Annotated in this window: 11 protein-coding genes; all 11 read left to right on the top strand. The window is 63.4% G+C overall.

All coding sequences use genetic code 11. The features are described from left to right. The first annotated feature begins 11 nt into the window (after window positions 1-11). The 11 genes from H0P51_RS13560 (at window position 12) to H0P51_RS13605 (ending at window position 12568) form a co-directional block, all read left to right on the top strand. A complete protein-coding gene (locus tag H0P51_RS13560; protein WP_180918532.1) occupies window positions 12-794 on the top strand; it encodes a FadR/GntR family transcriptional regulator in 783 nt (260 codons plus the stop codon). 289 nt (window positions 795-1083) lie between these two features. Then, window positions 1084-2169, top strand: coding sequence for an NAD(P)H-dependent amine dehydrogenase family protein (locus H0P51_RS13565; protein ID WP_180918533.1), 1086 nt, complete (start codon window positions 1084-1086; stop codon window positions 2167-2169). Continuing rightward, the gene (locus tag H0P51_RS13570) at window positions 2166-3260 is read left to right on the top strand and encodes a hypothetical protein (protein ID WP_180918534.1); all 1095 of its coding nucleotides are present in this window, start codon (window positions 2166-2168) and stop codon (window positions 3258-3260) included. Before H0P51_RS13565 ends, H0P51_RS13570 begins: the two co-directional genes overlap by 4 nt. Window positions 3261-3286: 26 nt before the next feature. After that, window positions 3287-4261: a hypothetical protein gene (locus H0P51_RS13575; protein ID WP_180918955.1), complete on the top strand. Its 975-nt coding sequence runs from the start codon at window positions 3287-3289 to the stop codon at window positions 4259-4261. A 3-nt stretch (window positions 4262-4264) separates the two neighbouring features. Further along, entirely contained in the window at window positions 4265-5002 is a 738-nt protein-coding gene (locus H0P51_RS13580) for an SDR family oxidoreductase (protein ID WP_180918535.1), read from the top strand. Between the two features lie 34 nt (window positions 5003-5036). Beyond that, window positions 5037-5453 (top strand): Zn-ribbon domain-containing OB-fold protein, encoded by a 417-nt coding sequence (locus H0P51_RS28525; RefSeq protein ID WP_246398636.1) that lies wholly within the window; start codon window positions 5037-5039, stop codon window positions 5451-5453. Then, a complete protein-coding gene (locus H0P51_RS13585; RefSeq protein WP_246398638.1) occupies window positions 5450-6622 on the top strand; it encodes a thiolase family protein in 1173 nt (390 codons plus the stop codon). The genes H0P51_RS28525 and H0P51_RS13585 overlap by 4 nt, the downstream gene beginning before the upstream one ends. Before the next feature lie 75 nt (window positions 6623-6697). Then, entirely contained in the window at window positions 6698-6853 is a 156-nt protein-coding gene (locus tag H0P51_RS13590; RefSeq protein ID WP_246398641.1) for a ferredoxin, read from the top strand. Between the two features lie 105 nt (window positions 6854-6958). Next, window positions 6959-8092: an NAD(P)H-dependent flavin oxidoreductase gene (locus tag H0P51_RS13595; protein ID WP_180918537.1), complete on the top strand. Its 1134-nt coding sequence runs from the start codon at window positions 6959-6961 to the stop codon at window positions 8090-8092. Between the two features lies 1 nt (window position 8093). After that, window positions 8094-10475: an acetyl-CoA acetyltransferase gene (locus tag H0P51_RS13600; protein ID WP_180918538.1), complete on the top strand. Its 2382-nt coding sequence runs from the start codon at window positions 8094-8096 to the stop codon at window positions 10473-10475. After that, the gene (locus tag H0P51_RS13605) at window positions 10472-12568 is read left to right on the top strand and encodes an acyl-CoA dehydrogenase family protein (RefSeq protein ID WP_180918539.1); all 2097 of its coding nucleotides are present in this window, start codon (window positions 10472-10474) and stop codon (window positions 12566-12568) included. The genes H0P51_RS13600 and H0P51_RS13605 overlap by 4 nt, the downstream gene beginning before the upstream one ends. Window positions 12569-12592 lie beyond the last annotated feature (24 nt).

Genomic DNA, 12592 nt, shown 5'->3' on the forward strand with positions numbered 1-12592 from the left:
GGGGGGAGCGTATGGCTGGACGGGAACCGTTCGTTCTGGCCGCCTCGCACGAGCGTGTTCGTCCGATGAAAATGTCGGATCAGGTTGCCGCACAGATAAGGCGGATGATCGCCCGCGGTGAGTTGGTCGACGGCGATTGGCTACCGACCGAGGCCGAATTGATAGCGCGGTTCGGAGTTTCACGGCCAACGCTGCGAGAAGCATTCCGATTGCTCGAAGGTGATTCCCTGGTCACCATCCGGCGGGGCCCGCCCGGCGGCGCGAGGGTGACGGTGCCGGGTCCCGACGCGGTTGCCGATCTGTTCGGGATGGTGCTGACGCTGTCGGGCACCACCGTCGGTGACGTGTGGGATGCCAGGCTCACTATCGAGCCAGCTGCCGTCCGCCGCTTGGCGGAGTCCGCAACAAAAGACATTCTGGCGCAACTCGACGTCGAGCTGGGGGCGGTGCGGGCGGCGATCGATGATCCCCCCGCGTTCAGCAAAGCCGGGGTTCGCTACCACGTCAAACTCGTAGAGCTGTCGGGCAATCACACGTTGACCGCCGTCATCGGCATGCTCTCGGAGATCGTCGAGCGTGAGCTTGCCAAGTCACTGGCCGAAATCGGTCCCGACACCGAAGAGATTCGGCGTGCCAACCGTCGTGCGCTCCGTGGGTACGAGAAGATCGCCGAACTGATCCGCGCCGGCGACGGAGAAGCGGCTGAGCGTGCATGGCGTGACCACATGAAGAGTGTCCGCCGCTACGTGGCGAAGACGCAGAACCAAGATCGGGTCATCGACCTGCTCTACTAGCCCGCGGTAACACAGTAGCTCCGGTTGACCAAGCGCCGGTGCGCTCTGGTAGATCGCACCGGCGTGCGCCCGTCCTATCGGTGTCATCGTGCGTCAACGGGCACCCACCGGCCAAGTCGCTTGGCAGCCATCGGTCTTCACGTCCCGTCGGTAGCAATGGAATGCTAAAGAATATATAGAATTAGTATTTTCTATTGACATCGCGCGATCGCGACGCTTACCGTCACCTACAAAGAAGCGATGGTCGCCAACAGCGAGCGCGACGATGCCAGCGTAGGACTCTCGTGAGATGACAGAACCGATCCGAGTGGTGCAGTGGGGTACGGGCAACACCGGTTCTGTTGCGCTGCAGGCCATCCTGAATTCACCAGCACTCGAACTCGCCGGAGTGTGGGCGCGCAATCCGGCCTATGCCGCGGGCGCCCTGGCAGGTTGCGCCACACCTGCACCCGTCTGGAATGACATCGAGTCGGTCGTCGCCGCAGCACCGGACTGCGTGTGCTACATGGCTACCGATCGCGGCCGCCACCAAGACGTTGTAGCCGAGTTCTGTCGGCTGCTGTCGGCGGGTATCAACGTCGTGACCACCAGCTACCCGATGCTGGTCCACCCAGCCGGTGCCGGGCCCGACACTCAACGACGCATCGAGGATGCCTGCGCCGCCGGAGGGACCTCATTCCTGTGTACGGGGGTGGAACCGGGCTTCATGGCGGATGCCTTGGTGCTGCACCTGACCAGCCTGTCGCGCGAGATCACCGCTATCCGGGTACAGGAAGCGATGAACGTCGGAACCTACCGGGGCCGACGGTGGCGATCAGGCTTAGGGAACGACGTCGCCACCGACGCCCAGCACTACGTTGCGGGTTCGATAGCCCAGAACTGGATGGGGCCGATGACGATGCTTGCCGAGGGTCTGGGCGCGACCCTCGACCGTGTCTATGAAGTACGTGAAATCGAGCCCGCGGGAAGGGACTTCACCGTACCGGCTGGCACCTATAGGGCGAACCAAGTTGCCGCGCTGCATTTCGAGGTGATCGGCGAGGTCGATGGTGCGCCGATGTTCGTGATCGAGCACGTGTACCGGTTGATCGACGACATCGCGCCGCATTGGCCGCAGCCGGCCGACCCCGGCCGACGCACCACCCGGATCCGAATCGCAGGCAGCCCGGACATCGACGTGGATGTCGCGCTCGGGGGCGCCGGTCTGGATGCGACACAGCAAGGTGTGCTGGCCACGGTCATGCGCGCCGTGAATGCGATCCCAATCCTCGTTGCCGCCACACCTGGTATGCACAGTCCGCTGGAGCTACCGCTGATCACCGGGCGCGCAGCGATCGAGCGCAGTATGCGGCGCACGAATGTGGGCGTGGGATGAGCGATTTGCGAATCGCCCTGTGTGGCGTGGGCGACGTCGGACACTATGCGATCCGCGGAATCCTGAGCCGGTCCGACATGACGCTGTGCGGTGTCCAGACTTTCACGCCGGACAAAGCGGGCAAGGACGCGGCGGAACTGATCGGCTGGGAGCTGTGCGGGACGATCGTGACCACCTCACCGGACGACGTACTGGCGCAGCGGCCCGACGCGCTGTTGTACTGCGGAAAGAGCCGCAGCTACGAGCCGGTGCTGCCGTACCTAAGGGCCGGAGTCGACGTCGCATACCTGGGAATTCCGGAGCTCTTGCATCCGCCGTCATGCCCGCCCGAAATCCTTGGGCCCATTGAGGAGGCGGCCCTGACCGGCGGTGCATCGATCGTCTACGGGGGCATCGACCCGGGCTTTACTACCCAACTTCTCCCGTTAGTGCTCTCGGCGGTGACCGAACGGATCGACCACCTGACTCTCTACGAAGTGCGGGACTACGACCCATTGCCGTTATGGCGCCTCAACGATCTGGGTCTGGGTGTCATGGACACATCATCGAGTCGCTTTCACCGGGCCGGCGTGCTGGAGCGGACTTGGGGGTCGTCCCTACGGGGACTGGCCGACGTGTTCGGCTGTCCTGACCTCCACGTCGAGGAATTCCGCGAAACACTACGCTGCACAGAGACATTCGACGTGCCCGCCAAGCGGGTCGAAGCCGGGGCAATCGCGGCAATCCGATTCGGCGTTACCGGCACTGTAGGTGGAACAGAACGCTTACGAATAGAACACGTCAACCGGTTGCGACGCGACATCGGTGAGCAGTGGCGTCACGAACAAGGCTATGGTGTCGAAATCCGGGGCATCCCGGACTATGACCTGCACCTTAGCCTGCGTGACCCGGCAGGCAAACAGGATCGTCCAGCGCTGTTCGGCACCGCGATGTACAACGTGAACCTGCTGCCCGCGCTGATTGCGGCTGAACCGGGCATCCGGACGCCATTCGAGTTGGCTGTCGCCGGGTGTCGCAATGTCGGCGGCGCCCATCAGGACGACAACTGGACTATTTCACCGCACCTACACGCCCGGCAAGCGGGCGGCTGACACCTGGATCGAATGAGGTAACGACATTGTCGATTTCACTGATAAAACAACGCCGCGGCGATTTCAACCATCAGGCGGTTCTTTCCGCTGTCGCGATCGACTTCGTGGATATGCTGCCCACCTTCCGCTACCACAATCTCGTGCAGGACGGCACGTACCTCTACGGCGGCTTCGCCGACCGGGCAGGTCGCCGATATACGGTGCTGCGCAAGATCAGTGGCGAACTCAGCGCCGGCTTGGTCTGCAATGCCTCAGACGGAGAAACTTTGGCGTCACATCCGCGTGCAACTGACTCCATGCGCGGCGGCACTTTGCGGTATCAGGCCGACGACAACGGATTTCGTATCCGGCCGTCGTCTGTGAAGGGCAGCGTTGGCGAGCCGTTCAGCCTTGAGATGACGCGCAATGTCACCGTGTGGGACGAAGGGGCCCTCATGCACCTCGAGGGCAAGGTCGTTGGTGACTGCGGACTGCAGTGGTACGACCCGTGCCGCGAGGGCGGCGACCTTTATGTGTCACATATCCTGCGTGCCAGCGGCACTCTGCTCGGCGAGCAGGTCGAAGGCTTCTTCGCCGTCGATCAGCAACACCTGGTTTCGGGAACCGTGTGGCGGCAGACACCGTACTTCCAGCGCCTCGAGGTGGCTTGGTTCACTATGGGCGTCGAATACGAAGACGGCACAATCGAAGTCGGTCAACTGTGCCACGGCGGCGATGACTGGGGCTTTGCCGTGATGGCCAATAACGGCGGCCCGTTCAAACTGACCCGCGACATCTCCGGCAAACCCAGTTTCGGCGCCGACGAGTTCCCGACCAGTGTCGACTATGTCATCGACGGGGAGGACTGGCGGTGGCGGGCACATCCCGACGGCGTGATGCCCGGCTATGCGGCGGATCCGCACTATCGTCCCGCCGATGGGTGGTGCACACGTACTGGTGAAACACGTTCTGTTGTTGCATCGTTCGGTTGGATCGACGCGTTCAACGACGGACGCAGTTGACTCATGACGCACCCGCCGCTCAGCGGCCGTCGTGTGCTGGTCACCGGTGCATCCGGTGGAATCGGTGCGGCAGTTGCACGGCGAGTGATCACGGCGGGTGGTCAGGTCACGCTGCTGGCACGCCGCATCGACCGACTGCGCCGATTGACCGCCGAACTCGGGACGGACGCCATCGCAATACCCTGCGACGTAACCGACCCTGCGCGGCTGTCGGATTCAATTGCTGAGGCAGCGCGTGCCATGGGCGGGATCGACGCGATCGTCGCCAACGCAGGTGCGGCTCATATGGGCCATATTGGCACCGGTGAGCCGAGAATCTGGCGAGAGTTTTTCGACCTGAACGTGATCGCTTGCCTGAGCACCGTTAGATACGGCCTTGACCATATGATTGCGCCCGCCGATGTTGTGCTCATCGGTTCGACTGCCGCCCATCGTCCAACGGGGGCGACGGGGATCTATGCCGCATCCAAGACAGCGGTTACGGCTGCGGCCGAATCACTTCGCCTGGAGCTCGGACCCGCCGGCATCCGCGTTTGCCTGCTGCAACCGGGCCGCGTCGACACTGAGATCGGGCAGCACGCCCGGCTGGAAGCCGGAGGTCGGCACGGAACCATGGGAACGGCATTCACGCTGTTAGCAACCGACGAGGTCGCTGAGGTCGTGGCCTTCGTGTTGAGTAGGCCAGCCAATCTCGCGCTGAACACAGTGGTGCTGCGCCCCGTCGGTCAGGAATTCCCATAAAGGGGAAAATCCCAGCTGTAGAAGGAGACTGGTAATGCCGGACGCCACAGCGCCGCTGCCGGCACTGGACCCGGGCAACACGCCGTTCTGGACGGGTGGTTCTCAAGGGAAACTGTTCATCTGCCGCTGCGGTTCGTGTCGTCGCTGGTTGCATCCGCCGGTGCCAGTGTGCAGGTTTTGCCTGAGCACCGATGTGACCCCCGAGCAGGCGTGTGGTCGGGGCACGGTCTTGACCCACACCATTAACCGGCAACAATGGCTCCCGAGCCTGCCGCTGCCGTATGTCATCGCGGTCATCGGACTCGACGACGATCCAGACCTCCGCCTAACTTCACGCTTGATCGACGTTGAGCCTGAACGCGTTTCGATCGGCGTGCGGGTGGAGGTGTGCTTCGAGGCGGCGGGCGATGTGTGGCTCCCGCTGTTCAGGCCTATCGGAGACGACCAATGAGCACCGGGGCGGTGATCAGTGGGATCGGGCAGTCTGAGATCGGAAGGAGGCTGGGCCGGTCGGGACTGTCCCTGACCGTCCAGGCGGCACTCGAAGCATTGGCAGACGCCGGGCTCGACCGCCGCGACATCGACGGACTCTCGACATGGCCCGGAGGATCAGGACCGGCACCCGGCTTCACCGGCGCAGGCGTGTGGGACACCAAAGACGCGCTCGGCCTGAACCTGGAATGGTTTTCGGGCGGTAGCGAAACCGCCGGCCAACTCGGCGCGGTCATCAACGCGGTCGCAGCGGTTCGCGCGGGTCTGGCCACCCACGTGCTGTGCTTCCGCACCGTGTGGGAGAGCACAGCGCAGACCACGGATCGACGTGCCTCGGTGATCGGATCCGGTGGCGGGCGCGTCGAAGGATCCCACCAGTGGATGGTTCCCTTCGGTGCCGTCTCGGCTGCCAACTGGGCGGGTCTGCTGGCCACGCGTTACTTTCACCAATTCGGTACGACGCGCGAGCAGGTCGCCGGATTGGCCATCACACTGCGGGCCAACGCGAAGCTCAATCCCAAAGCGGTGCTGCGGGATCCGATGAGTGTCGATGACTATCTGAACGCCCGCATGATCTCCGATCCGCTATGTCTGTTCGACTGCGACATCCCGATAGACGGTTCGACTGCGGTGATCGTCTCGCGCGCCGACACCGCCGCTGACCTTGCGGGCCAAGTCATTCAGATTGAGGCTGTGGGTGCTGCTCTGCACGGCCGGCCGTATTGGGACCAGTATGAGGACCTGGCCTCGATGGCCGCCCACGACGCCGCAGCGGCCTTATGGCGTAATACCAGTCTGACATCAGGCGACGTCGACATCGCGCAACTCTACGACGGCTTCTCGATCCTGACCCTGATCTGGCTCGAGGCGCTTGGACTGTGCGGCAAAGGGGAAGCGGGTTCGTTCGTCTCAGGTGGCGACCACATTAGCCGTAGCGGTGACCTGCCGCTGAACACCGGGGGAGGGCAGCTCTCGGCGGGACGGTTACACGGTTTCGGGCATTTGTATGAGGCCTGCGTACAGCTGCGCGGTAGGGGAGCCGACCGTCAGGTACCCGGCGACCCCGAAGTGGCCGCGGTCGCCGCTGGTGGCGGATATCTAGGTGGTGCGCTGTTGCTCACCCGATGATGCGAGAACGCAGACGAACGAGAAAGGCGTGCGGTGAAAGTCAGTGTTGATTCTTCGCGTTGCGAGGCGCATGGAATGTGCGAAGCGTCCGACCCAGAGTTCTTCACCCTGGACGAGGACGGCTACAGCTCGATCGGGCTGGACAAGGAGGTGCTTGCCGCCCAGGAGAACCAAGTGCGGCTGGGCGTCCAGTCCTGCCCAATGGGCGCCTTGTCGATCAGCGATGACTGATTAAGCGATAAAGCGTCCCGGCCTTGCTGCGAGCCGCGCACCAACCCTATAGTTGAATAATAACGGACGAAAATCGTCGGTAAATTCTAACGAATCGAGTTGCGAGTGAAAACGCCAATCTGCGAGATGCTCGGAATCGAGTTTCCATTGCTGGCGTTCAGCCACTGCCGGGACGTAGTTGCGTCGGTGACCAATGCCGGCGGGTTCGGTGTGCTCGGCGCGTCGTCGCACAGTCCCGAAGATCTTGAGCGCGAACTGTCCTGGATCGACGAGAGGGTCGACGGCAAGCCCTATGGAGTGGACATCGTCTGCCCCGAGAAGTTCGAGGGTAAAGGACTGGATCTCAAGCCCGAACAGCTCGTCGCGATGGTGCCCGCCCAGTACCGGGACTACGTCGCCAAGATTCTTTCCGAGCATGGGGTTCACTTTGAGGAGATCGGCGAGGAGCCCTTCCGGATGTTCGCGACACTTTCCGACACGATCGGGCAGGAGTTGCTCGATGTGTCCTTCCGTCATCCCATCAAACTGATCGCCAACGCACTGGGGGTGCCGCCGCAGTTCATGATTGACCGCGCCAAGGCCGAGGGTGTTCCGGTCGCTGCTTTGGTCGGCGCTAAGGAACATGCGATCAAACAGGTGCAGGCCGGCGTCGACGTGCTGGTCGTGCAGGGGACCGAGGCTGGCGGGCATTGCGGCGAGGTGACCACCATGGTTCTCGTACCGGAGGTCATCGAGGCAATTCGGCCGGTCCGGTCGGTGCCAGTGTTGGCCGCGGGCGGGATTGTCACGGGACGCCAGATCGCTGCGTCAATCGCGCTGGGTGCCGCGGGCGCCTGGACTGGATCGGTGTGGTTGACCACCGAGGAAGCCGAAACAGCGCCCTACACGGTGCAGAAGATGCTCACCGCCTCGTCGCGGGACACCGTGCGATCGAAGGGTCGTACCGGCAAATTCTCCCGTCAGTTGAGGTCGGCGTGGACGGACGCCTGGATGCCCGAAGCGAAAGGCCCTGGTGCGCTGCCTTTGCCGCTGCAATCAATCGTCGCCGAAAACGTGCTGCGCAGGCTGGATACCCTTGCCGAGAATGGAAACAAGGGTGCGCAGGAACTGGCCACCTATTGGGTGGGTCAAGGTGTCGGACTGATGAACAAGGTCAAGCCCGCCCGCGAGGTGGTGCGCGAGATGATCGAGGATTACCTGGATGCGGTCGAGCGTGTCGGCGGCTCGGTGGCGGACTGACATGACGGAGGCGATCGATCCGCGTACCCCGGTCCTGATCGGGGTGGGGCAGGTAGCCGAGCTCGTCGACGCGCCCGACTATCAAGGCTTTTCGCCCATCGACCTGGCTGTCGTCGCCGCACAGAGGGCAGTCACCGACACCGGGGCCGACCCGCAAACAGTGATCGCGGCCATCGACACGGTTGCTTGCACCCGCCAGTTCGAGGACTCCACCCCCGGTGCGCCGGCACCACTCGGTAAGTCGACGAAATACCCGGTTTCGGTAGCGAATCGGTTAGGAGCGGCTCCCAAGCGCGCGGTACTCGAGGTCGCCGGCGGACAGTCACCCCAGCATCTGGTCTCTGAGTTCGCCCGCGAGATCGCCTCCGGGAACGCCGATGTCGTGCTGTTAGGTGGTGCCGAAGCGATATCCACCATCCGCCACCTCGCGAAATTGGAGAACAAACCGGATTTCTCCGACGACCCAGCCGATCCGGACCGTAGTTATGAGGACCGCGGCTTTGGTCTAATCGGCCTGTTCAGCATGGAGCAGGCGGCACACGGACTGACGACTGCACCCGCCCAGTACGGGCTGCTGGAGAACGCGCGCCGGGCGGCACGGGGAGACAGTCGCCAGGAGTACGCCGCTGCCATGGGGGAGCTGTTCGCGCCGTTTACCAAAGTTGCAGCAAAAAATTCACTTTCAGCCGCACCAGAGGAACACAGCGCCGAGGAGCTGGCCACCGTTACCGAGCGCAACCGGATGATCTCGGATCCATACCCGCGCTTCCTCGTTGCTCGCGATCAGGTGAATCAGGGTGCCGTTGTGTTACTCACCTCCGTCCAGAGCGCCCGTCGGCTGGGCGTCGACGAGTCCAAATTCGTCTTCCTGCATGGCCAGGCCGATCTGAGAGACCGAAGCGTCCTCGAGCGCCAGAACCTGGGTGAGGGGCCGGCCGCGGTGACAGCGGTCAGGCACGCTCTGGAAGTTGCCGGTTTGGGCCTCGACGACATCGACTTCTTCGACTTCTACTCCTGCTTTCCGATTGCAGTTTCGAATATCACTGAGAGCTTGGGTCTTTCGCCCAATGATCCGCGAGGTCTGACCCTAACCGGAGGTCTGCCCTACTTCGGCGGTGCCGGAAACAACTATTCGATGCATGCCATTGCCGAGGCAGTCCAACGAGTTCGCGCCGAGCCGGGCAGTTATGCCCTGGTGTCTGCCAACGGCGGCGTCGTGTCCAAAACGTCGGTGGGCGTCTACGGCACTATGTCTACCGAGCTGAAGGCCGACAACAGCGAGCAATTGCAGCGCGATATCGACGCCCTCGATTGCCCCCCGCACATCGCGCACCCTAATGGCTGGGCCACCCTGGAAACCTACACCGTGAGCTACGGCCGTGCCGGACAGAAGTCCGGCATCGTGATCGGCCGTCTAGACGACGGTGGTGGGCGGTTCTTGGCCCAAGTCGCGTCCGGCGACGATGAGTTGATGACCGTGTTGGAGAGTGCCGAACAGCCTGTCGGAGAACGTATCTACGTCACTGCGTTCGGTTGGGGGAATCGGGTCACCCGTTCCGCGGCGGCGGCAGCGGCCTTACTGCCCAAGTCCGCGCCAGCGCTCCGGAACGACTACGAGTTCATCAAGGTCCGCCGCGACGGACACCTGCTCGAGGTGACCATCAACCGGCCCGACGTCCGCAATTGTTTGCACCCACCGGCACACGAAGAACTCGACGGCGTCTTCAATGCCTTCTACCACGATCGCGACCTGTGGGTCGCGATCATCACCGGCGAGGGCACGAAGGCGTTCTGTGCGGGCAACGACCTCATCTACAGCGCCAGCGGCAAGCCGATGTATGTGCCACTCAATGGGTTTGCCGGTCTGACGAGTCGCCGAGACATGCACAAGCCGGTGATTGCGGCGGTCAATGGCTTCGCCATGGGCGGCGGATTCGAGATCGCGCTCGCATGTCACCTGGTGGTGGCTGATGCGTCGGCCAAATTCGCCCTGAGTGAGGTCAGAGTGGGCCTGTTCGCGGGCGCGGGGGGATTGGTCCGACTGCCGCGGATGATCCCGCAGAAGGTCGCCACCGAGATGATCCTGACCGGCCGGCGCATCGGCGCCGACGAAGCCCAACAGCTCGGTGTCGTCAATCGTGTTGCGCCCGAAGGACAGGCGCTCTCGATCGCGCGCGAACTGGCTGCCGAGACCCTACAGGGCTCCCCGACATCGGTGCGGCTGTCCCTCAAGGTGATGGAGCAGACGCAGGCCATCGCCGACACGGTGGAAGCGGTTAGCGCGCCCAGCGATGTCGTAGACGAACTGATGGTGAGCTCTGATGCGATCGAAGGCATGACGGCTTTTGCGCTCAAGCGTCCACCGGAGTGGAAGAACAGATGACAACGCAGGCCGCCGCGGAACTGGAAGCATTCGATGACTCCGTGACCCGGGTCATCGAAAAGCTCTGGGGCGACAGCACTGCGTCCGAACGCGCCGACATTGGCGAATTGTGGGCAGCTGCTGCTCGGCTGGGCTGGTTCGACCTCGGTGGCGAGGGTTCGCTAAATCTCGCCATCGCCGCGGCGCGACGCCTTGGGCGGGCAGCATGCCCGCTACCGATCCTGGACGGCTACGCCGCCGCCGAGCTGTTCGACGAGGCGGGCATCACCGATGGTGATGTACGTCTGGTGGTCACAGCTGATCCCACCCAACCGGTCGACGCGGGTGGCGCGGCCAGCCACGTGCTGGTCATCCCCAAACAGGGTGGCCTCGCGCGTGTGCGCGCAATTGCCGAGCAGGTGCCGCTGCCCGGCCTTGCCGTACCGACCTGGAATCGAGTCCGGCTTGGCCAGACGGTTGCCGAGTGTGACGTCGACCGCAATGCAGCCGACCGTGCGTTGGTGCTGGTCCGGCTCGGCAAGGCAGCAAGTGCGCTGGCGGCGGCGGAGTTCGCCCACGAGATGGCGATCGAGCACGCCAAGACGCGTAAACAGTTCGGCAAGGTGATCGGCAGCTTCGGTGCGGTGCAACAGCGCACCGCGCAGTGCCAAATCGAGATCCGATCCGCCAACCTACTGTTGGCGGAGGCTGTTTCGGCGCTGCAGAACGGGCGGGACAGCGCATTGTTGGCCGCCGAGATCGCGGTCACCCACATCGCGGCCATTGCACCGAAAGTGCAACTCGGCGCACACCATACGCTGGCGGCGATCGGATATTTCAACGAACATCCTGCCCCGTGGCTGTTCCGGCGGGTGCACAGCGACGTCATCCTGCTTAGCACGCTCGAACTGGCCCGGGGTTCTGTCGGAGATGTGCTGGTGGAGACCGAATCATGTTTGCCTGCAGCAGATCTCGGAGACAAGGGTGAGTGCTTCCGCGCGGAATTTCTACGATTCATTGCCGACCGCGGTGCAGCCGGCACCGCACCTACCCCGATGCATGTCGACACTGCGGCTGTGAATGCGTTGGCGGCCGAAGGCTGGTTGGGCTTCGGCTGGCCCGCCGAGTACGGCGGCCGAAACGCTTCTTTGGCCGAGCAGGTGGTGCTCAACGAAGAGACCACCTACAACCGGGTAGGAGCGATCAAGGCGTTGGGATCGGTGATGCTGCTCGGTTCGTCGATCTTGCGACACGGCACCGAAGAACAAAAGCAGAAGTTCCTGCCGATCATCCGCGCCGGTGAGATGAATTTCTGCCTGGGCTACTCGGAGCCAGAAGCTGGCTCCGACCTGGCGTCACTGCGCACCCGGGCGGACCGCGACGGCGACGAATGGGTGATCAACGGCCAGAAGATGTGGACGACCGGCGCGCACATCTCCGACTGGGTGTGGCTGGCCGCGCGCAGCGATCCCCAAGCCCAGCCCCGGCACGCAGGTATCACCGTCTTCCTATTCCGCATGGACACACCCGGCGTGACGATCCAGCAGCACACCGCCCTATCCGGTGAGGTGTCCTGCACGGTCTTCTACGACAATGTGCGTGTTCCCGACACCGCGCGGGTGGGTGAGGTCAACGGTGGCTGGTCGGTCATCGTCGATGCCCTTGCCGGTGAACGCATCACGATGGGAAACGTCGCGGCCTCGCTGCACCGGCAACTTGACGACCTTCTCGAGTTCGTCCGTCCCCACCCGCACCGACTGGTGGGTATTCGCGGTTCGGCCAAGCGTGCGAAAATCACTGACCTCGCGGTACGTGTGCAAGCCACCCGGGCACTCGTCAACGCGGCCGTGCAAGCCAGCTCTACCGATATCGGAGCCATGTTCGACGCCGCTATGGCGGGGGTTATGGGCGGTGACCTCGCCGAAGATTTCGGCGAGGCGACACTATCGATCATCGGGCCGGGCGCCGCGTTGAGCGGCGACGGCGACAATGACATTCCCGGCGGCGGGGCATTCGAATACGGGTTGCGCCAGTCGATCATGTATGTCGTCGGCGGCGGGACCAATGATATCCAACGTGGCCTCATTGCCCGGGGCATGGGATTGCCCCGATAGCACCACAAGACCGAAATGGAAAGG

The organism is Mycobacterium vicinigordonae (assembly GCF_013466425.1).
GTDB classification, from domain to species: Bacteria; Actinomycetota; Actinomycetes; order Mycobacteriales; family Mycobacteriaceae; genus Mycobacterium; species Mycobacterium vicinigordonae.